18 protein-coding genes are annotated in these 22035 nt (G+C 60.9%); 1 reads left to right on the top strand and 17 read right to left on the bottom strand.

What is annotated here, in order from left to right; translation table 11 throughout:
• Window positions 1-232: 232 nt before the first annotated feature.
• The 9 genes from AAAX75_RS09170 to AAAX75_RS09130 all read right to left on the bottom strand — a co-directional run bounded on the left by AAAX75_RS09170 (window position 233) and on the right by AAAX75_RS09130 (window position 9748).
• Complete coding sequence (locus AAAX75_RS09170) at window positions 233-952, bottom strand: GntR family transcriptional regulator (protein WP_055310102.1); 720 nt, start codon at window positions 950-952, stop codon at window positions 233-235.
• Window positions 953-1171: 219 nt separating this feature from the next.
• Window positions 1172-2179 (bottom strand): YitT family protein, encoded by a 1008-nt coding sequence (locus AAAX75_RS09165; protein ID WP_040359122.1) that lies wholly within the window; start codon window positions 2177-2179, stop codon window positions 1172-1174.
• A gap of 354 nt (window positions 2180-2533) precedes the next feature.
• A complete protein-coding gene (locus AAAX75_RS09160; protein WP_349091948.1) occupies window positions 2534-3163 on the bottom strand; it encodes an HAD family phosphatase in 630 nt (209 codons plus the stop codon).
• Window positions 3164-3319: 156 nt separating this feature from the next.
• Window positions 3320-4303 carry an SIS domain-containing protein gene (locus AAAX75_RS09155; protein ID WP_260699123.1) on the bottom strand — a complete coding sequence of 328 codons (984 nt, stop codon included), beginning with the start codon at window positions 4301-4303 and terminating at the stop codon, window positions 3320-3322.
• Window positions 4304-4500: 197 nt separating this feature from the next.
• Entirely contained in the window at window positions 4501-5334 is an 834-nt protein-coding gene (locus AAAX75_RS09150; RefSeq protein WP_035136780.1) for a PTS system mannose/fructose/sorbose family transporter subunit IID, read from the bottom strand.
• A gap of 13 nt (window positions 5335-5347) precedes the next feature.
• Complete coding sequence (locus AAAX75_RS09145) at window positions 5348-6142, bottom strand: PTS sugar transporter subunit IIC (RefSeq protein WP_022095161.1); 795 nt, start codon at window positions 6140-6142, stop codon at window positions 5348-5350.
• A gap of 36 nt (window positions 6143-6178) precedes the next feature.
• Window positions 6179-7102, bottom strand: coding sequence for a PTS mannose/fructose/sorbose transporter subunit IIAB (locus AAAX75_RS09140; RefSeq protein WP_349091945.1), 924 nt, complete (start codon window positions 7100-7102; stop codon window positions 6179-6181).
• A 183-nt stretch (window positions 7103-7285) separates the two neighbouring features.
• The gene (locus AAAX75_RS09135; protein WP_260699125.1) at window positions 7286-8368 is read right to left on the bottom strand and encodes a DMT family transporter; all 1083 of its coding nucleotides are present in this window, start codon (window positions 8366-8368) and stop codon (window positions 7286-7288) included.
• A gap of 387 nt (window positions 8369-8755) precedes the next feature.
• Entirely contained in the window at window positions 8756-9748 is a 993-nt protein-coding gene (locus tag AAAX75_RS09130; protein WP_118226093.1) for an SIS domain-containing protein, read from the bottom strand.
• 206 nt (window positions 9749-9954) lie between these two features.
• On the opposite strand from AAAX75_RS09130, the gene AAAX75_RS09125 reads away from it, so the two are divergent.
• Window positions 9955-10677 (top strand): GntR family transcriptional regulator, encoded by a 723-nt coding sequence (locus AAAX75_RS09125; RefSeq protein ID WP_349091943.1) that lies wholly within the window; start codon window positions 9955-9957, stop codon window positions 10675-10677.
• A 45-nt stretch (window positions 10678-10722) separates the two neighbouring features.
• On the opposite strand, the gene AAAX75_RS09120 is transcribed toward AAAX75_RS09125, so the two are convergent.
• The 8 genes from AAAX75_RS09120 to AAAX75_RS09085 form a co-directional block, all read right to left on the bottom strand.
• Window positions 10723-11304, bottom strand: coding sequence for an N-acetyltransferase family protein (locus AAAX75_RS09120; protein WP_349091941.1), 582 nt, complete (start codon window positions 11302-11304; stop codon window positions 10723-10725).
• A gap of 77 nt (window positions 11305-11381) precedes the next feature.
• Entirely contained in the window at window positions 11382-12407 is a 1026-nt protein-coding gene (locus AAAX75_RS09115) for an aminotransferase class I/II-fold pyridoxal phosphate-dependent enzyme (RefSeq protein WP_349091939.1), read from the bottom strand.
• Window positions 12408-12452: 45 nt separating this feature from the next.
• The gene (locus AAAX75_RS09110; RefSeq protein WP_271747333.1) at window positions 12453-13316 is read right to left on the bottom strand and encodes a phosphatase PAP2 family protein; all 864 of its coding nucleotides are present in this window, start codon (window positions 13314-13316) and stop codon (window positions 12453-12455) included.
• Window positions 13317-13527: 211 nt separating this feature from the next.
• A complete protein-coding gene (mfd, locus tag AAAX75_RS09105; protein ID WP_349091938.1) occupies window positions 13528-17160 on the bottom strand; it encodes a transcription-repair coupling factor in 3633 nt (1210 codons plus the stop codon).
• A 157-nt stretch (window positions 17161-17317) separates the two neighbouring features.
• Window positions 17318-17983: an endonuclease III gene (nth, locus tag AAAX75_RS09100; RefSeq protein ID WP_349091937.1), complete on the bottom strand. Its 666-nt coding sequence runs from the start codon at window positions 17981-17983 to the stop codon at window positions 17318-17320.
• Window positions 17984-18046: 63 nt separating this feature from the next.
• Complete coding sequence (locus AAAX75_RS09095; RefSeq protein ID WP_349091936.1) at window positions 18047-19849, bottom strand: ABC transporter ATP-binding protein; 1803 nt, start codon at window positions 19847-19849, stop codon at window positions 18047-18049.
• A 123-nt stretch (window positions 19850-19972) separates the two neighbouring features.
• Window positions 19973-21328: a DNA recombination protein RmuC gene (gene rmuC, locus AAAX75_RS09090; protein WP_349091935.1), complete on the bottom strand. Its 1356-nt coding sequence runs from the start codon at window positions 21326-21328 to the stop codon at window positions 19973-19975.
• A gap of 124 nt (window positions 21329-21452) precedes the next feature.
• Window positions 21453-21875: a hypothetical protein gene (locus AAAX75_RS09085; protein WP_349091934.1), complete on the bottom strand. Its 423-nt coding sequence runs from the start codon at window positions 21873-21875 to the stop codon at window positions 21453-21455.
• Between the last annotated feature and the right edge of the window lie 160 nt (window positions 21876-22035).

Raw genomic sequence — 22035 nt, 5'->3', positions numbered from 1 at the left:
CGGGACGGGTTAACGGCAGGCCCCGCCGACCGATTGCAAGCGGTCGGCGGGGCCATTGTGGCTCTTGACAGCGGATTGGGTCATATGAGCGAAAGCCCGCCAGAGCGAGCAAGGTGACGTGAAACGAGGCAGCATTGACCTTCTGGTCATGCCGCCGAAGTTGAAAGGCAGATTGCCGCTCTGGCGGGCTTGCAGCGTCGAGCCGTTACGCGGTTTGGTAAAACCGCGTAACTTACATAACCATAACGTAGCGCGATCCCACGTAGTACTGCTTACCCATCAGGACCGGTTCGCCATTGGGGCCCGTAAAGCCGGCACGCAGGTTGAGCAGCGGATCGTGCGGAGCAATGCCCAGCTCGGCCGCCTGCTCGGTATTGGCACGAACGGCCTCGACCGTGCGGTAGCCAACCGAGACAATCGGCGTTCCGCCAACACGCTCGACCTCGGCAAAAATCGACTTGTCCTCAAGATCGGCCGTCAACAGCTCACGGTAGGCATCAAACGGCACAAAGATGTTCTCCTCAAAGATGGGCTCGCCGTCGGCCGTACGCACGCGCTTGATATGCAGCAGCAGCGCATCCTTCTGCAGGCCAAAGAACTCCATCTCGTTTTGGCGCGCCGGAACGATCTGGCGATCGATCACGTGCGCACCGGCCTTCATGCCGTTGCCGGCACACAGCGCGGTAAACGTCTGCAGCGTCGAGGCGTGAAACTGGCGATTGATGTGCGGCGTGGAGACAAAGGTGCCACGGCCCTGCTGCTTAACCAGGTAGCCGTCGGAGCACAGCTCCTCGACGGCGCGGCGCACCGTAATGCGGCTCACGTCGTACTGCTCGGCTAGCTCAAGCTCGGACGGAATACGCTCCTTGGGTGCATAAACACCTTTCTCGATCGCATCCTTGATTTCGTCGTAAATCTGCTGGTAAAGCGGTGCATTTTTGGGCGCAGGCATATCTAATCACTCTTATCGAAATATCGAAATAACTAATACGTATATAACGTCTAGTTTCATATTACCTCATAATGATAAAACGATACACCCTCCCTACCAAAAAGCGACAGCTTCATTTTGGTAGGTTTTATCTGGGCAAACGAGAGCCTCTCGAAAGCAACGGGGCTTTCGGGGGGCTCGTTCGGATGGGTTGCGCAGGACCGGCAAAATGCCAATACCCTACTTGCCGTCGTCCTGCTGCAGGCTGTCCTGTTCGCTGAGGCGCGCCTGCCTGCTGGCCATGCGTGCGGGCTTGTCGGGATCGGGAACGGCCGTGGGCATGGGCTCGTCGACATGACCACCCCACCAGCCGCCCACAAAGTTGAGCGTGTGGAACACGTTGATCACGGCGCCGGGATCAACGTCGCACACCAGCTTGATAATGTCCTGACTCTCGTAGGTCGAGACAACAGTGTTCAGCAGGTACATCTTTTCGCGGCTATATCCGCCGACGACCTCGGCGCAGCTAATGCCGTGCTGAAAATGGTTTACGTAGGCAGTCATGACCTCGTCTGCCTTACGCGTCGTGATCTGCAGCGTCACGCGATCGTAGCGACGATAGAAACTGTCGATAGTCTTGGTCGAAATAAACTGGAACACGATGGAATACGCCGCCTTGTCCCAGCCAAACATAAAGCCAAAGATCGCCAGGATAAAGCAGTTGAAACCAAAGATGACGCCCCAGATGGTCTTGCCCGTGTGGTTGGAAACCCACAGCGCGATAAAGTCGGTGCCGCCGGTGGATGCGCCGGATTTAAGCGCGATGGCAGCGCCCAGACCCGAGACCACGCCGCCAAAAATGATGAGCATGATCTTGTCGCCCAAAAACGGCGCGAAGTGAAAGACGTTGAGGAACAGCGATGAGAGCACGACCTGCATCATCGAGAAGATGACGAAGCGCTTGCTAATGCCGCTCCAACATAGGAGCGCCACGGGGATGTTGAGCGCGAGCATGCCGAGCGAGATGTCGATATGAACGCCACCCAGCGAGGTAACGCGATCGAGTAGGACCGCGACGCCGGTAAGACCGCTCGGAAGCAGGTCGGCGGGCTGAATGAACGCCTGGATCAGAAATGTCTGGAGAACGGCGGAAATGGTGACCGCCACAGCGGTAATGGCACGGCGGACGATGGTGAGGCGGCCGAGCACGAGCACGCGGTCCGTGAGCTGATCGATGGCGTTCGCCACGCAGGCTCCTTTCGAAGGCAGATGTAGTTGTGGGGTATGTCCGCGATTGTAGCATGGAGCGTGCGGGGGCGCTTCAATTCACCCTCTCTCGACAACCAAAGCGGGACCAGCAACCCCACGACCAAAGGCCCAAATTACAAGTGAGTAGACTTTACGCGACCTGCAGAGCACACCCAAAACCGCCACCCCTGTGACCTGCGGTTTTACTAGAGCAGATGCGCTTTGTGCTCGTCTTGCATCAAAAAGTCTACTCACTTAGTCCGAATCGAAGCCAAACGGATCCAAATAGATGACAGATTAAGCCAATCCGCAGCAAAAGACGCGTGAATCAGTGCTTCTCGCGGCGGATTGACGCTACAAAGCGGCCAAAATGTCGGTCAGATTATCGATAACGGAATCGGCTCGCGATTGATCGAGGTTGACACCCTCGTGCGGACGCAGCGCCAGGACGCAGGCGCCGGAGCGCTTACCAGCCTCGATGCCCAAAGGCGAATCCTCGATAACCAGGCACTCGGCAGGCTCCACCCCCAGCGCCTCCATGGCACGCAGGTAGATCTCGGGGTCGGGCTTAAACGCACTGCACTCGTGACCGCTGATGGTGTAGTCCAGCACGTCGGCGATACCGGCAATCTCCACCAGCTCGTCGATCAACTCGCGATAGGACGAGCTCGCGATGGCACACTTCACGCCACGCTCATGCAGCTCACGCATCACCGGCTCCGTCTGCTCGTTGAGCAGCTCGGCATACGGAACGGGGTGGTCCGGGCTGTAGACCTGCTTGTACTCCACGCGTAGGCGCTCGCGCAGCTCAACATCGTCGGGCACCAGCGCCTCCCAAATGGCCGGCTCGTTAGACCCCGAAAGATCGGGAATCTCGTCAAAGTGGAACCCCTTCTCTTCCATAAACGCCACGCGGCGGCGGTTGTAGAACCACTCGGTATCGACCAGCACGCCGTCCATGTCAAACAGCACTGCCTTGATCATATGCATCTCCTCCCACCTGCCAAAAAGGGACAGGTTTATTTTGGTAGGTTTTATCTGGGGCTTTATGACGCGACAGACACGCCCCCAAAGCAAAAAGGGGACGGGGCGCAAACCCCATCCCCTCTCAATCAACCCGTAAGGTCTACTTACTTGTGATTAGTAGGAAAGCTTCCACATGTAGCGACGCATGGTCAGCGGGTGCTGACGGGCCTCGGCGATCTGGTTGCCGTACTCGCGCATAACGGCGAGGTGCAGCAGCGGGTTGAAGTAGGTGACGACGCTCGCGGGCACGGCGTCAGCCAGGCCGTAGTCCTTGGAGTCGATCAGAGCGACCTTGGCGCCCATGCGCTCAAGGAAGGTGAGGGCGCGGGCGTCCATCGGACGGGTAGCGCCATCGGACATGAAGAAGACGTAAGGCTTACCCTCGGTGGAAACCTCGAACGGGCCGTGGAAGTACTCGCCGGTGTTGTAGGCGGCGGCGTCGATCCACTGCATCTCGGTGAACAGGAAGGCGGCGTGAGAGTAAGCCATCTTCTCGGAGGCACCGGAAGCCATGAAGTAGATCATCTTGTCGTCCTTGAAGTCCTCAGCGAACTTCTTGGCGAGCTTCTTGCAGTGCTGAGCGGCGTTCTCGCAGAGATCGAAGACGTTGGTGAGGCCGGTGATCATGTCCTCGTAGTGGTCATAGCCCTCGGTCTGTTGAAGGATCTCAACAGCAAGAGCGATGGCATAGCCGGGCTTCTCGCACTTGGCAGCAAAGTTGGCGTGGAAGCCGTGAACGATGACGTAGTCAGCGTCGACGGTCAGAGCGGAGCCAGCCTTGTTGGTGAGGGAGACGACCGGGCAGTTGTGCTTCTTGGCGGTCTTGTTGGCCTCGACGGTCTCGGGCGTGGAGCCACCGAGGGAGCAGGTGATCACGAAGGTGTGCTCGTTGACCCAGGAAGGCGTGTCGTAGTTGAACTCGTTAGCGGTGAAGATCTGAACATTCAGCTTGTCCGTGTTGTTGGCCAGGAAGTACTTGGCGGGGTAAAGGTCGGACATGGAAGCACCGCAGCCGACGAAGGCAACGCTGTGAATCTCGTGGTTGGACAGGACGTCAGCGACGATCTGCTTAGGGAGGTTAAGGTCGATCTCGTACATCTGACACATTCCTTTCGATTTTTGCGGCGCCACATTGCCGGACGCACGCAGGGTTACCGTGATTTGGACCGAGTCGCCGGCCCGTTGAGGATGTGACAAGGGAACTGTCCCTTTGACACATTTAGGGATGGAAGCCTGCCTGGGGTATGGGATGCCAGGCAGGCCCCCGGGGAAAGCGGTTAGACGCTTGGTCGCGACTAGGCCAGGATGCCGGCCGCGGAGAGGGCGATGCCGCCCACAATGGCGATCACAAGAAGCCAACCGGTGTTGACGTTCTTCTTGATGAGCCAGTACATAAGGCCGGTGAGGCCGAGGGAGATCATCTGGGGCATCATGCCGTCCAGGATGTCCTGAATCACGACGGTGCCCTCAGCGAACTGCAGCGGGGTGGTGGCGCCGATCAGCGTAGCGATCATGCCGCCCACGGACATAAGACCCACGATGCCGCAGACATACATGAGCTTCTCCATGAGGTCGCCGCCCTGAAGCTTGCTCAGGTACTCGTGGCCGCCCTGATAGCCCATCTTGGCTGCGAACCAGGTGATCAGCACAGAGGGGACGATGGAGATGAGCATGGCCAGGATCGGGCCCATGATGGAGCCCTGCTGAGCCAGCTGAACGCCCAGGCCAAAGGCGATAACGCGGATGGTGCCCTGGAAGAAGGAGTCACCGATGCCGGAAAGCGGACCCATGAGGGAGGTCTTGACCGCGTTGATCGAATCGGGATCGAAGTTCTCGGGATCCTTGGCGTACTCCTCCTCCATGGAGGCGGAGAGGCCCAGGATAAAGGCGCTCGTCTGCGGGGTGCAGTTGTAGAACGCCATGTGACGGTGGTAAGCCTCTTTCTTAGCAGCGAGCTGCTTGGGGTCGGACTCATCCGGATAGAGGCGATCGAGCGTGGGGACCATGCCGTAGAGGAAGCCCATGTTCATCTGACGCTCGTAGTTCCAAGAGGCCTGGATGGCCCAGGAGCGCCAGAAGAACTGGCTGACCTTCTTGTTCAGGGACACGTCCTTGGTTGCGGTTGCCATAGTGTGTTCCTCCTTAGTCTTCGTCGTCTTCGAGCGGATCGTAGTCGGAATCGACACCGGCGGCTGCATGGGAACCGTTGAACTTGAAGCCCATGAAGACGACAGCCAGGCACACACCGATCAGAGCGACCGCGATGACGGACAGGTTGAGGTAAGCGGCGAGCAGGAAACCGATGAACAGGAACGGAGTCATACCCTTCTTGATCATCATGGTGAGCAGCAGGGCCAAGCCGTAGGCGGTCATGATCTTGGTCGAAACGTTCAGACCAGTGGACAGCCACTCGGGAACCATGTTGACGATGGCCTGAACCAGGTCGGTGCCAACAAAGACGGCGAGGAAGATCGGCAGGAAGTACATGATGGCGTACAGACCGGAGCCGGCGCAGATGTGCATACGGTAGGCGGTCTTAAACTTTCCGTTATCGATCGCGCTATCTGCCACATGGGTGAGGGCGGCGATGATGGAGCGGAACACGATGCCGAGGAGCTGACCCAGGACGGCGACCGGGATGGCGATCGTCATGGCGGTCTCGGCGGAAGCATCGGTCAGGCACGCAAAGGCAGCGGCCACGATGCCGCCCAGGACCATATCGGGCGGAACGGCGGCGCCGACCTGCACCAGGCCCATGGACACGAGCTCGACGGCGGCACCGACGGCAAGGCCGGTGGGCACATCGCCCAGCAGCAAACCGACGAGCGTAGCGCCAACGAGGGGCTGCTCGAAGTTAAGACGACCGAGCAGGCGGGAGTCCCACATGCAGAACACGCCGACGAGGCCGACGAGCACCGCACTGATGAACGTATTCATACCCTTCTCCTTTCAGTCAGGCAAAAGCCTGGTTGATTACAGCTTGGCGTCGATGTCGACGCTCTGATACGTAGGGGTCTGCTGAACATAGAGCTTGATGCCCATGTCGAGCAGCTGGTTGACGTCGGCCTTCTGGGTGGCGTCGAGGAAGACGGAGCTGTCCTTGCCGCCGACCTGATCGGCACCGTCGTGGTTGGCGGTGGCGCCCAGGTTGATGGCGTCGAGCTTGTAGCCCTGGCAAAACTGCAGCATCTCGGCGGTGTTGCCAAAGACGAACATGACGCGCTCGCCGAGGGTGTTGAGCTTGTCCATCTTGGCGAGGGCACACTCGACGGTGAAGACGTTCAGGCGCACGCCCTGGGGCTTGGCCAGCTTAAGAGCGCCCTTCTTGATGTCATCGTTGGCGGCAGCGTTGTCGACGACGATGATGCGCTCGGCCTGAACCTTGGTGGTCCAGGTAAAGACGACCTGGCCGTGCAGCAGACGGTAGTCAAGACGTGCGAGGACGATCTTGGCGGGACCGGAGCTGTGACGGGACGCCTTGGCCTTCTTGGCGGGAGCCGCAGCGGCCTCGACCGGTGCGTTGGGGTTGGTCAGACCGGTGCGGGCCTCGTTGATGAGGGCCGCGAGCTCGGCGCCCTTGACGGGGACGGGGCTCATAGCGAGCGTGAGCGCCAGCGGGATGTTGAAACCGCTGACAACCGTGAACTTCGTGCCGTTCTTGGAAAGCTCGACCATGTTGTTGTTGACCGAGCTGCCGAGCATATCGGTCAGCACATAGACGGTGTCGTCCGTGTTGAACGTGGCGATCATGGCGTCCACCTTATTGGTGATGGGCTCCTTGTCGTCACGAGCAAGCGACACGACGTGGACGTTCGACACGTCGCCGAGAACCATCTCGAGCGTGTCTTTGGCGCCTGCGGCCAGGCCGCCATGAGATGCGAGAATGATCTGATTCATCTTGCCTCCTCCTTTTCGTTATGGTCATTATAACGTCTTATACGTTGCGGATATTGCTAATTAGTATAAAGACCGCTCGCGGGTGAAAATCGACCGTTGGCGGGTTTAACGTACTTGAAACGTTGGGGCTGGGTTGGCCGGCGCTGACTGGATAACCCCAGGTCGGACACCGCGCGCAATCCCCTATCGCACGAAGTACCAGGGGCTTTCCTGTACGGTGGGCTCCAGCGCGATGCCGGTGCGTTCCTTAAACAGATCCATGTCCTGAGATTTTTCGGTCCACCACGCGTTGGGCTTAAAGGTCATGCTCTCAACAACATGACCGACAAACACACTGTTGCGTAGCTTGGAGAAGTCGGTGTTCATAATCAGGATGGACGCGAGCACCAGCACGATGCCCAGGACTTTGATCACGCCGGCGGGCTCGGCATAGACACCAATGCCCACCAGTACGGTGACGACCGTCTCGAAAGACATTACGACGGGAACTTTCGATGTCTCGAGCCCCATGGACAGACCCTGCATATATAAGATGTAAGCCACGGCTGTGGGGATGAGTCCAAAGCCAAGGAACAGCAGCAGCAGCTGTGGCGACATTGCCGCGGCGACATCCGGCCACGGAGCCGCGATAGCCGCCATAACCGCACCGCCAAAAACAAAGCCCCAAAACGTGACAGCCAGCGGGTGGACCGTCTTGGTTGCTATCCGGCTAAACACCGCGAGCGACGCACCACAAAGGCCTGCAATCACGCCCGACGTGACGCCCCAAACCGAAAAATGAAAACCGGAAAGGTCGCCATTGGTCACCGCAAGCACGCAGCCAACGATGTTAAAGACAATGGCAACGAGCTTGTTGGGGGTCACGTCCTCGCGATAAAGCACGCGGCCGAGCATGACGCCAAACACCGGCGAGGTGTAGAGCAGCACCGAGGCCGTAGACATACCCACCTCGCGCATGCACTCGTAATAGCAGGTGTTGGCGGCGGCTAAACCGACGATACCGACAAGCGCGCAGGGGACGAGCTCTTTGGGGCTTGCCTTGAATAGCGTCAGGGGACCCTGAGCCACGGTAGACCCCTCACCCGGACGGCAGCCCATAAACATCAGGACCGGCGCCAAGATAAGCGCTCCGACCAACAAGCGAAAGGCCGCCATGCTCTGGGACGAAACGCCCATGGCCGCAATGCCGTTTACAAAGATTCCGATGCTGCCCCACATAAGCGCGGCGATCAGCACCAGCACATAGCCCAGATTGCTTTTCTTCAACGCAGCCTCCTCGGTATTGTTTCCAATATGTTTCACACTACGTTATAGTCGTTATATACATTTTTCAAGACACAAATCGGCGAGCGGAAAAATCTGCTCCCACATACTCATTGGGTAGTCATTGGGGACGCACTTAAATGACTGGTCATTCAAGAACGCCCCCCAACGACTAGGACTGTCCCCAACTGCCGGCAGAAAAGGAACGTTCCCAACGTCTAAGGCGCCGCTGGTTGAGCATAAGTCAGCGAGCGGGCCGCATTTGAGGCAAGGTGACGTGAAACGAAAGGGCGCTGACCTTCTGGTCGCGCCCTTGAAGTTGAACGTCAGATTGCCCAAATGCGGACCGCGCAGCGTCGAGCCGTTACGCGGTTTGGTAAAACCGCGTAACTAATACTCAAGCTTCCACATGTAGCGGCGCGTCATGTAGTCCTTGTGGGTGACGGCAGAGAGCGCGCGCATGTACACATTGTTGAGGATCGGGGCAAAGATCAGGTGGTTGAAGTACTCGCTCACGCTGTCCTTGATGTCGTTAAGGCCAAGCTCCTTGGCGTCGAGCTGATAGACGCGCTCGCCACCGTACTGGTTGACGAAGCGGATGCCGCGCTCGTCGTTGCAGCGGCTGCGGCCGACGCTGATGAGCTGGAACAGCGAGGTGCGCTTGTCCAGGATCTCGAAGGGGCCGTGGAAGAAGTCGCAGGTGTTGATGGTGCAGGAGTCGATCTGCAGCATCTCCTGCACGTTGCAGATGCTAAAGACGTAGGCGGCACCAAAGAGCGGACCCTGAGCCATCACGTTGATGCAGGGCTTGTCGGCGTTCTGCTCGGCCCACTTGGCAGCGAGCGGACGGGTGTACTCGACGGCCTTGCGATAGATGGGGTCGACCAAGTCGAACGCGGCCATAGCGGTCTCGTACTCGGCATAGCCCTCGGTCTGCTGCGTGAGCTCCATGGCGATCATAGTCACGACGGCGGAGTTGGTACGGCCCATGCAGGACTCGTCGACGGCCAGGCTGTCATACTGGATCTTGTAGTCACAGACCTCGGTGAGGCCGGACTCGTCAACATAGATGGCGATAGTGCTGGCGCCGTGGTCCTTGGCGACCTGGGCGGCGACGATGGTCTCCTTGGTGCCGCGCATGGACACGACGACGGCCAGGGTGTTCTCGTTGACGTAGGCAGGGGTTGCGTGCACGAACTCGTTGCTGGTGTAGCTGGAGCTCACGACCTGCGTGGCCTCGTGCTCCATAAAATACTGGGCAGGATAGTTGCCGCCGTTGGATCCGCCGGCGCCAATCCACACGACGCGCTTGATGCCGCCCTTGTCTGCCTTGTCAGCCAAAACCTGGGAGACGACATCCTTAACCTGTTCCTGAGTAGTCATCGTGCATCAGCCTTTCTTCTCGTTTGATGCTCATCACAGGCATACAAGTTACATACATGTTTTGGCTATGTCGACTAGTTGTATGCTATATTTGTCTTAGAAATTTTGCTGATGCGGTTTTCGATAACTAGCTACCAGCGGTTTTGTTATTGTATTGGATACATGCTCAATTAGATTCGCATACAGGTTAGATACAGGTTGATTGCATGAACGCTTCGTCTAAAAAGAAACTGGCCCAATACGAGCGCTTGGCAGGCATGCTGCGTGACCGCATCGCCGCCGGCGTCTACGCGCGCGAAGACAAGCTGCCGTCCGAGATGGAACTCATGGACGAATCGGGGTTGTCGCGCAGCACCGTGCGCCACGCCCTTAAGGTGTTAGTTGACGAGGGCCTGGTGCGCACCGAGCGCGGGCGCGGCGCCTTTGTGGCCGACACGCCCGCGCTCCACGAGAACAACCTAGTGTTTTCGAGCTATACCAAGCAGGTCGAAGGCCAGGGCATGAAGCCCACCACGCGCACCGTGGACTCGGGCTTTGCCAAGGCGGCCGGCAGCATAGCCAAGTTCTTTGACGCCGCCGTGGGCAGCAAGCTCGTCAAACTTGTCCGCCTGCGCTACCTGGACGACGTGCCGCTGTGCCTGGAGACCACCTACCTGCCGCCAAGCTTCGAGACGCTCATCGATCGCGATATCAACGGTTCGCTCTACGCGACGCTGCGCCAAGAATTCCATCGCGCGCCAGCACAGGGACATAAGACCTTTGAGGTATGCTATGCCTCGCAAAACGAGGCGTTTTTGCTCAACGTCGAGCGCGGGCAGGCGCTGATCCTGATCACCGACTACGTCTACGACACCGACGGCCGACCGCTCCATGTCTCCAAGCGCATCCAACGCACCGACCGCGCCAAATACACCGAGCCAATCGGCTAACCTGCCAAAACCACCGCAAAGGGGACAGGCACCTTTGTGGTGGTTTTAGGCGAGGAGGTCGGGGAACCAGGTTGGTTTGGGCTGGTTGGGCGTGCGCTCGGCCAGGACCAACTCCATCCAGCACATGTCGTACCAGCGGCCGAACTTTTGGGCGCAGCGATCGAAGGTGCCCACCAGGCGATATCCCATATGAGCATGGAAATCCTGACTGTTGTGCGTCAGGTACTCATCGTCCTTATCGTGCGGCACGGCAATGAGCGCGCACATGTTGGTGATGCCCATCGCGATCAGGCACTGCTTGAGCGCATCGTGCAGCTTGCGACCCAGCCCGCCATGGCGCACATCGCGTGCCAGGTAGATCGACGTCTCGACCGACCAGTCGTATGCCTCGCGGCTGTTAAGCGGACTCACGTAGGCATAGCCTACCGGACGCCCGTCCAACTCCATCACCAAATACGGATAGCGCTTGAGCGTACGCTCGATGCGCCCGGTGAACTCCTCAACGCTCGGCACCTCATATTCGCAGGTAATCGCCGTCTGGCGCACATACGGCTCATAGATGGCAAGCAACGCCGGCGCATCATCGGGTGTCGCCAGGCGAATCGTCGGCTCGGACATCTCGGTCATACAACCCTTCTCCCCAAAAGCAAAGGCCGCCCTGCGCCAAGCTCAGGCGCAGGGCGGCCCCTCGTCATTACATCAGGCTACAGGACAGCCGCCAACGCGTCGATATCCCCCCGCGTCGTGGCCCAGCTGGTGCAAAAACGCACCACCGTGTGGGTCTCGTCGTACTTTTCCCAGTACTCGATCGCCGCATGCTCGCGAATGCGGGCCATGTCCTCGTTGGGCAGAATCACGAACTGCTGGTTAGTCGGCGTCTCCAAGAAGAACCGGTAGCCGTGCTCGTGCAGCACGCGACGAAGCGCCCGCGCGGTTTCGATCGCCTGACGGCCAATCTCAAAATACAGGCCGTCGGTAAAGAGCGCCTCAAACTGCACGCCCGTCAGGCGACCCTTGGCCAACAGCGCGCCGTGCTGCTTAATACGCGGAATGGGATGCGCCGGGGCGTGCACGCCGCAGAACACCACAGCCTCGCCGCAAAGCGCGCCGCACTTGGTGCCGCCAATGTAGAATACGTCGCACAGCTGCGCCAGCTCGGGCAGGGTAATGTCGCACTCATCGGCCGCCAGCGCATAGGCCAGACGAGCACCGTCCACAAACAGCGGAATCTCGCGCTTCTGGCACACCGCGTGAATCGCCGCGAGCTCGGCCTTGGAGTACAGCGTGCCGTACTCGGTCGATAGACTCACGTACACGGCACCCGGGAACACTGTGTGCTCGTAGCTCTCGTTTTCGTAGAACACCTGGATATAGTTCTCGAGGTCCTCGGCGTGCATCTTGCCCTCGTAGCCGGGGATGGTGAGCACCTTGTGGCCGCCAAACTCGATGGCGCCCGCCTCGTGACAGGCGACGTGACCAGTCTCGGCAGCAACGACGCCCTCGTACGGCGCGAGCAGCATGTCGATCACCGTCGCGTTGGCCTGCGTGCCGCCCACCAGAAAAAACACGTCGGCATCGGGGGCCTGGCAGGCCTCGCGAATAAGTTGCTTGGCGCGCTCGGTATGCGCATCGGTACCGTAGCCAGGCTGCGGTTCCATGTTGGTATCGACGAGCGCCTGCAGCACTGCCGGATGTGCACCGTGGGAATAGTCGTTGTTGAACGCGAGCATGGCAATCCTCTCTTACCGGGTATCGGCCAGATGATTCAAACGGAGCTATTGTACGCCGCTGGGATAGGCAATGCGCGCGGCAAGGCACTCAAGTGCCAGTACCAGAGCAAAACCGCAGCTCACGTCACTCAAAAAGTGCGCTCCGATCACGATGCGGCCAAGCGCGACGAGCGCCGCGACCACAGCCGCCGTCCAAAAGGCCACACGACGGCGCGACGGCTTTTCCTTAAAGGCCGTCGCGGGAAGCCCAGCGAGCATGAGGCCGATTGCCGCGTGCGCCGTGTGTCCGCTCGCAAACGACTTAAAGCCGTCCTTGACTACACCGGCGGCAATATAGGCCCACTTGTCGGGGTTGCCGATCACCCACCACGGCTGAAACTCGAGTCCCTGCGTCACCTCGATCACGCGCATGCGTGGGCGCGACCACAGCGGCTTGACAATCACGTTGAGGATGATGGCCTGAGCGACCCACACGACAAGCACCATCAACGCCCAGCGCGTGAGATCGTCGGGCTCGGTCGTGCGCGTGAGGCGATAGACGACAAGATTAGCGGCGATGACCAGCACAAACGTCAGCACCAACTGAACCGCGATGAGTTTGCCGCCAACCCGCAGGGACGAAACGATCTCGTAGCCGGCCAGGCCAACGTTGACAAGGATGCCGAGCACGGCGAGCCATTTGCTCCCCCTAGAGTCGGGACGCACCGCGCGCACGAGCATAACGCCCGCGATGCTCGCCGTCAGCTCGAACGGCAGCTCGCCGGCGGCCTCGATAAGGCGACCGTACATACTGCCGATATTGAACAGCGCGCTCGAGATCTGATAATCAAAGAAACTGCCCACGCCCAGGCAAAGGGCAAGGATGACCGCGATAGCAGCGGCGTCTTTCTTATAGATGTATCCGAACATGCTTTCCTTTCGGTCGGGCGAAGGGTCGACCCGCAACATGGTGGGGCAAAGATAGCTTTGTCCCATAAATACCCTTACAGGTTGAGCATAAGTGAGCGAAAACGTTCCATTTGTGGCAAGGTGGCCCGAAGGAGGAGGGAAGCGTACTTGCGTACGCGACCGACGAGTGAGGGTCAGATTGCCCAAATGGAGCGTTTGCAGCGTCGACCCGCTAGTCGTCGTCGCTAGCACCCAGCTGTTGCAGCAGCATGAGTGCCGCGGCCACGGGGCCGGTGCCGTCGTTGGCGTCGAGGCCGCGACCCAGGCCGCTGCCCGCGCCGGCGCCCGCCTTGTAGGGCACCGACAGCTTGCGGCTCTTAGGGAAGTTCACCGCGCCGTACCGGTTCTTAAGCTCAAAGGCCACCTTCTTGGGCACGTCGACGCCCAAAAACGTGATGCGGCCGCCACTGAGCGTGACGCTCTCGAGCCCCAGACGCTCGCCGCGAATGCGGATGCGCGCGCGATTGAACAGGTTGAGTCCCGCCAACGGCAGCTCGCCATGCGCGGCTTCGGTCTCCTCCTGCACCTCATCGATGCTCTCCAAGTCCTCGGCCGCTGCGAGCTTGCGGTACACGAGCACGCGCTGATCCACCGCCGGCAGGTACTCCTCGGACAAGAAGTAGTCGGCCGGCAGGTTAATACCCACGCTCGCCGCCTCCACGCCGGCGTCGTCATCGCCGCGCGCCTCGGCCACGGCCTGGCCCAGCATCTGCGTAAACAGGTCAAAGCCCACGCTCGACAGGTTGCCGTGCTGCTCGGCTCCCATAAGCGAGCCGGCGCCGCGAATCTCCAGGTCGCGCATGGCGATGCGCATGCCGCTGCCCAGGTCCTGGAACTCGGAAAGTGCGGTCAGGCGCGCCGTCGCCTCCTCGGTGAGCGGCAGCTCGCCCGGGAACATAAAGTACGCGTAGGCCTGCGTGGCAGAACGGCCCACACGGCCCTTGAGCTGGTAGAGCTGTGCCAGACCCAGGCGCTGCGAGTCCTCGATGATGAGCGTGTTGGCGGTCGCGTTGTCGATGCCGCTCTCCACGATGGTCGTGGCGATGAGCACGTCAATCTTCTTGGTCGCGAACTCGATCATCACGTCCTCGACCTCGCGCGGGCTCATCTTGCCGTGCGCCACGCCCACGCGCGCCTCGGGCGCGGCCTCGTGCACGCGCGCCACGGCGTCATCGATGGTCTTGACGCGGTTGGACACGTAATACACCTGACCGCCGCGGCCCACCTCCAGGCGAATCGCCGCGCTCACCACATCGGGGTCGTACTCCCCCACGTGCACGATCACGGGACGACGCCCGGTCGGCGGCGTCGTGATCAGGCTCATGTCGCGCACGCCACTCGTGGCCATCTGCATGGTTCGCGGAATCGGCGTGGCCGAAAGCGTGAGCACGTCAATCTGCTCGCGCAGGTTCTTGAGCTGCTCCTTGTGCTGCACGCCAAAGCGCTGTTCCTCGTCGATGATCACCAGGCCCAAGTTCTTTGGGTTCACATCGGCCGAAAGCAAGCGGTGCGTGCCGATGAGCACATCGATCGTGCCCTCGGCAAACGCCTTGAGCGCGCGCTTCTGCTGCGCCGGCGTGCGGAAGCGGCTGAGCACCTCGACCTCCAGACCAAACGGGGCAAAGCGCTCAAAGAAGGTCTCGTAGTGCTGCTGGGCCAGAATGGTCGTGGGACAGAGCACCATGACCTGACGGCCGGAGTCCACACACTTAAACGCCGCACGCAGGGCGACCTCGGTCTTGCCAAAGCCCACGTCGCCGCAGAGCAGGCGGTCCATGGGCTTGGGCGCCTCCATGTCGGCCTTAATATCGGCGATGGCCTCCAGCTGGTCGCGCGTCTCGTCGTAAGGGAAGCTCTCCTCCATCTCAATCTGCTCGGGCGTGTCGGGCGGGCAGGCGATACCGGTAATCGACGAGCGGCGCGTATACAGGTCGACCAGGTCAAACGCCAGCTTTTTGGCGTTCTTGCGCGCCTTGTTGGTAGCGCGCGTCCAGTCGGCTGTGTTGAGCCTGGTCAGGCGCGGCTTGTCGCCGTCGGGGCCAACGTAGCGCGTGATGCGGTCGACCTGCTCGAGCGGCACGTAGAGCTTGTCGCCATCGGCATATTCCAGCAAAAAGTAGTCGCGTTCCTTGCCGCCCACTTCCTGGCGCGCGATCTCGCTAAAGAGCGCGATGCCGTGGGTAGCGTGCACCACGTAATCGCCCGGCTTAAACGGGAACGTGATCTGCGTAATGTCCACCTTGCGGCGGCTGCGCGCGCGGTTGGCGTCCATGCGGGCGTTGAGGTCGGCGATCGAGAACACGGCCAGGTTGGCATCGGGCACCACCACGCCCTGCGGCAAGGCGGCATCGACAAAGGTCACACGTCCGCGCGAAATAGTGGGCACGGCGGCGCCGGCGGCAGCCTGCGCGGCGCCCGCCTCGAGCGAGCGGGCGTTGAGCGCGTCGGCCTTACGCTCGCGAATGGAAGCATGGGCCTCCTGGCGTGCGGCACGGTCGGCGGAATCCGCCGCTGCCACGCGAACGCGGTCGCCGATAGCGCCGACATTTTCGGGCGCCGCGGTCAGCGATTCCTCAAAGGTAATGCCCTCGTCGCCAAAGGTGAGCTCCATCGACTCGCGCGCACCGCGGTCGGGGATGGCAAACACGCAGGCATAGCGCTTGCCCACGACCTCCTGGATGCGCGTCATAAAGCGATTGTCCGAGCCCGCAATGGCCGGCTGCTCAATCTTGAGCTCTGCCGTCACCGCGCCGCCGGCACGAATGAGGCTCACGTAGTTCAGGCGCTGCTGGGCACCAAAATCGAGCTGTTGGGCGCGCACGTACAGACCATCCAGGCGGTCAATCCCTGCCTCGCCGGCACGGGCCTCAATATCCTCGTAGGCGCGCAGGCAGTCGTCGAACAGCGAGCGCGGCTCGGACAGAACCACGAGTGCCTTGCCGCTCACGTGCGCCAACGGGCTTACGGTCTGGCCGTACATCACCGGCAAAAAGCGGTCGAGCTCGGGCGTGACGATGCGCGCATCCACCATCTCGAGCAGCGCCGCCAGCTTGCTGTCGTCCTGGCTGGCACGGTAGAGCGCCACGTGCATGTTGTGGACGGCATCGTCGGTAAGCGCCAGCTCGCGGCAGGGGAAGATCTCGATACTGTCCTCGTTGCCGATGGTCTGCCCCGTGGAGCTCACCATGCGGCGGATGCGGTCAATCTCGTCGCCGAAGAACTCGATGCGCACGGGCGCCTTTTCCTGTGCGGGGAACACCTCTACGGTGTCGCCGTGCACGCGGAACAGGCCGGGCGCGTCGGCGGCACCGGCATTGGTGTAGCCCATGCCCACCAGGCGCTGCGGCACCTCGTCAAAAGGAATCTCCTCGCCCACCGCAAAGGTCGTGGACTCCCAATAGCGGCTCTCGACCGGCGGCACGCAGCGCAGCAGCGCGCGGGCCGAGGCAACCATGATGCAGTTGTCCCCGCGCACGATGCGCCCCAGAGCCTCGCAGCGCTGCGCCACCACGGCATCGTCGGGCGCCTGCTCGCGCCACGGATAGTCCTTGCGCTCGGGAAAACGGCACACGTGCGCCAGGCCCACGTAGGCGGCAAGGCTGCGCGCGGCGCGATCGGCCGCATCCTCGCCACTCACAATGTAGACCGTCGGGCGCGGACGGCGCGCAAACTGGGCGGCCGCCATAAGCGTGCGGCCCGACTGCGACACGGCCAGCGTCACGTCCTCGCCGGCATCGAGTCCGGCCTCGACGGTCTGCAGCGCCTCGGCAGTGTAGAGCTGCGCGGCTATACGGTGAATGAGCATGCTGTTCCTCCGGCATCGCAACGCCAAAAGCCCGCCGGGGCAAGCTCGGCGGGTCGTACGTCAAATACATTGTCTGTCATGGTAGCGCATGGAGAGGACTCCGGCTCAAGGGTAAACCCAGCCCCGCAAAAAACGCCAGACGAAAATGCGTTCCGCCCTACCCCGCTACGCGCACGCTGGGGCACAAATCTGCCAGCGGACACTCGTCACACTTGGGTTTGCGGGCATCGCAGATCTCGCGACCAAAGGTGATCCACTGATGGTTGACCGACTTCCAATACTCGTGCGGCAAAATCTTGAGCAGATCCTGCTCGGTCTTGAGCGGCTCCTTGGCATGCGTCTTGGGGCTCAGCATCAGGCGGTGCGCAATGCGGTTGACGTGCGTGTCCACCGCAATGCCCTCCACGATGCCATACCCCACGTTGAGCACGATGTTCGCCGTCTTGCGTCCCACGCCCGGCAGCTTCACGAGCTCCTTCATGTCGGCCGGCACCTCGCCGCCATAGTCGGCGACGATCATCTGCGCGGCCTCGACGGCATGCTTGGCTTTGCTCTTGTAGAAGCCGAGTGACTTGATGGTGTCTGCCACGTCAGCCACGCTCGCCCCAGCCATGGCCTCGGGCGTGGGCCACTGGGCAAACAGCCGCGGCGTCACCTTGTTGACCTGCGCATCGGTCGTTTGCGCCGAGAGCAGCACCGCGATCAGCAGGCGGAAGGGATTCTCGTGGTCCAAAAAGCACTCGACCGGGCCATAGCGACGGTTGAGGCGCTCACACACCTCAACGGCGCGCTCGCGCTTGGCGGCATTGGTCTCGCGTGGCATAACGACTCCTCGGCTCAACGGCACAATAAACTTATGGGCACAATTGTCCCACGTCCGAGACGCTTACGCCTCCAAGAATGCGCCGGTCTGACGGCTCCACAGGCTCGCGTACTCGCCACCCGCCTCGACGAGCTGCGCATGCGTGCCGTCCTCGACGATCTCGCCATCGGCCAGCACCACAATGCGGTCGAGCGCCGCCACGGTGGACAGGCGGTGCGCCACCACAATGGAGGTGCGGCCGCGCATCAGATTCTCGAGCGCCTCCTGCACCAGCGCCTCGGACTCGCTGTCGAGGGCAGAGGTCGCCTCGTCGAGCACCAGAATCGGCGCGTCGGTTAGGATGGCACGGGCGATGGCCACGCGCTGACGCTGGCCGCCCGAGAGCTTGACGCCGCGCTCGCCCACCATGGTGTCAAAGCCACGAGGCAAGCGGTCGATAAACTCCAGGGCGTTGGCCAGGCGCGCGGCCTCGCGAATCTGCTCATCAGTGGCGTCGGGACGACCGTAGGCAATGTTTTCGCGAATGGAGCGGTGGAACAGCAGCGCCTCCTGCGGCACGTAGGCAACCTGGCGGCGCAGGCTCTGCTGCGTACAGCGCGAGACATCCTGGCCGTCCACGAGCACGCGGCCGCCCTGAACATCGTCCAGGCGCAGCAGCAGCTTGGTGAGCGTCGTCTTACCCGAACCCGATTTGCCCACCAGGCCCACGCGCTGGCCCGCCGCCACATGAAGTGTCAGGTTATCGAACACGCTCTCGCCCGCCGCAGCGTCACGGTACGCAAAACTCAGGTGCTCAAAATCAATCGCGCCCTCGGTCACTTTGAGCTCAGGGGCGTCCGGGTCGTCTGCCACCAAACGTGGCTCGTCCAGCACGCGCGTCATCTCGGCCGCATCGCCCAAAGCGCGGTTGATGCGCTGCATCATGGAGCTTACGTAGTTCAGGCGCATGGTGAGGTTATAGGTGTAGGTAAAGATCATGACGAGCGAGCCGGCCGAGATGCCAAACCACGCGTTGCCGCCCGCCACGAACACACTCACCACGGTCATGGTGATGACGATGAGGCCCGAGGTCGTAAAGTTGCGCTGCATCATGGCGTGCATCGAGACCGTTTCGGCGTCGCGCGCGGCACGATCGGCGGCGTCGAACAGATCGCGCTCAAAGTCCTCGCGCCCACAGGTCTTGACGGCCAGGATATTCGTGACCGCGTCGGAGAGCACGCCCGAGAGCTTGTTCTGCGCGGCGGACGTCGCGGCCGAAAGCGGCATGATGCGCTTGTACATAAGCCAGACAAACGCGATGTAGACGGCCATGATGCACACCAGAATCACGGTAAACGTCGGCACCACCGGGGCGAGCGCCGCCACCGTGCAGATGACCGAGGTGATGGTGGGGATGAGCGAATACACCGTCACGTCGACCAGCCCCGTATAGCCGCTCATAAAACGGCTCGTCTGGCTCACGAGCGATCCGCCAAAGCGGCTGGTGTGAAATGTCATGGATTGGTTGGAGAGCGTGTCGAAGCATAGGCGCGCCAGGTGATAGTTGCCTGCAATCTCGAGCTTGTAGACGGTGTAGTCCTGTAGCTTGGAGAGGATCTGACCCACCAGGTTAACGAGTACGAGCGCCAGGATATAGGAGCCGAAGACCTCAAACACCTGGTCACCCGCCACGGGACCGGCTTGAACGCGGTCGACAATGAGGGCCATCACATAGGTATTGGCAAACGTCAGCAAAAAGATGTAGCCTGCCGACGAGAATACCGAGAGAAAGACGATCAGCGGCTGCGTGCGCGTGACGTCCCAAAAACGCTGCAGCGTGCGACGCACGGTGGAGCGTTTGAGCGGACTGGTGTTTCTCTGAGACATGGGCTTCCTTTCGCGTCTGATAGGGCGAAACGCCATTGTTGCACACTAAAGCGCACTTCAGACAAGCGCGATGCGAAAAGCGCCCGCGCCGTGCTCGTACAGGCGCACAGCCGTCAGATGCAGCTAGTCCTCGTCTTTTTGGCCTGCGAGCAGCTCCGCGGATGTGAGTCCCAAGATCTCATCGGCTTGGTTGGCGTCTTCCAGCGCGTCGATGTCCTTGAGCTTGCGCTCCATGACATTGGTACGCGTGGTGATGATGCCCTCAACCGTTTTGCCCGCGGTCTCGATCTGCTGCTGGGCGCGGCGCAGCGCCGCCTGATAGCGTGGCAACTCGGCCTTGACAGCAGAGAGCACGCGCAGTACGTCGTCGGTACGTTTTTGCAGCCTAAACGTCTGGTAGCTCATCTGCAGGCTGTTGAGAATGGCAGCCATGGTGCTGGGACCGGCTACGTTGACGTGATAGTCGCGGCCCAGGGTCTCGATAAGCCCGGGGCGGCTGACGACCTCGGCGTACAGTCCCTCAAACGGCACGAACAGAATGCCAAAGTTGGTCGTCGCGGGCACGCTCAGGTACTTTTCGCAGATGTCCTTGGCCTCGCGCTTCACCATCATATCGAGCGTCTTGCGTGCCGCGGCAACGGCCTCCGCATCGCCCGACTCCTGGGCGTCGAGCAGATGCTCGTACGCGTCGCCCGGAAATTTGGAGTCGATCGGCAGCAGCACGGGATCGCCCTCGTCCACCGGCAGCTTGACGGCAAACTCAACGCGCTCCGAGGCGCCGGGCTTGGTGGCGACGTTTTCCAGATACTGGTCGGGCGTAAGGATGTCCGTCAGGATCGCACCCAGCTGCACCTCGCCCAAAATACCGCGCGCCTTCACATTGCCCAGCACGCGCTTAAGATCGCCCACGCCGGTGGCGATGGATTGCATGTCGCCCAGGCCCTTGTACACGGCCTCGAGCTGGTCGCTCACCTGCTTAAACGATGCCGACAGGCGATCGTTGAGCGTGCGGGAGAGCTTCTCGTCCACCGTTGCGCGCATCTGATCGAGTTGCACGTTGTTGTCTTTGCGGATAGCACCCAGCTGGGCATCGACCGTCTCGCGCACCTTGTCCAGGCGGTGCTCGATGCCCTCGCGGTTGGCACCGAGCTGTTGGGCCGTCTCGCGGCGCAGGTCATCCATCCGGTCACCAGCTTGCGAAAACTCACGTGCGATGGTCAGGTAACGTTGCTGCTCCACGGCCGCATCTGTCGTCTGCTGCTGCGCGATGGCATTGGCCGTGCGGCGAGTTTCGGCCAGCGCGACGTTCAGGGCATCGAGCGCGTTGTTGGCCTGCTCGAGTGCTGCCAGCGTTTCCGCGCTACTGTCGCCACGCTCCCGCAACTCGGCACGCAGGCTCTTGAGCTGGAGGGCGCAAGCCACAGCAACCCCCACCGCCACCAAGGCGATCACAACAAGCACGATATCAATAGCAGACATAGACTCCGCCCAACAGACTCAATCGGTCATCAATCAAAACCGCGATCAATCTTACCCCGCCACACGCACGGATCACTCACTGCCTTGCAGACAAATTTCTCCTAGAGCCGCGGACGCTAAAACGCTAACTCTCCCAGCCGGTGCGGATGGTTGTTATGACGTCGCCTAGGCGCTGGCCGAGGGCTGACAGATGTTGGAGCACTTCGCCGGGCGAAGCACCGTTGAGGATGCAGGTGAGCGCATACGAGACCAAGAAAATCGCCGCGAGTCCTAACGGAATGAGCACGATCATCGCCAATGTACGCAGGCGCTGGCCCACGCGGCGGCGACGCGTGCGGCGTTTGTCGAACGCAAGCTCCTGCGCATATGAATCTTGTTGTACGGAATAGTTCTCTGGCGCCGATCCACCCGCAGGCGAAACCGCGGGTGTAACGTTTTGCGCAGGGAGCTGGGCGGCTACCCCTTGCATTTGCATCTCCATGAGTCGTTGCTGCTGACGCAGCATGCGCTCAGCTTGCTGCTGCGGAGTCTCAAGAAACAGATCCATGCTGGCCTCCAAAATCGGAGCATTCGACGCTTACGACCAGCATCCCGCACCGCCATGACCGCGACAACGCAATCGCCGGCAATAGCCACAAAGTTTCTTCTGCTCAAAAGCTGTCGAAAAGCTCAACAACTCCCCTACCAGCACTTTCTCTGAGCTTTTT

Source organism: Collinsella sp. CLA-ER-H7 (assembly GCF_040092345.1).
GTDB lineage: Bacteria > Actinomycetota > Coriobacteriia > Coriobacteriales > Coriobacteriaceae > Collinsella.
This window is presented reverse-complemented; position numbering and strand designations above follow the sequence as displayed.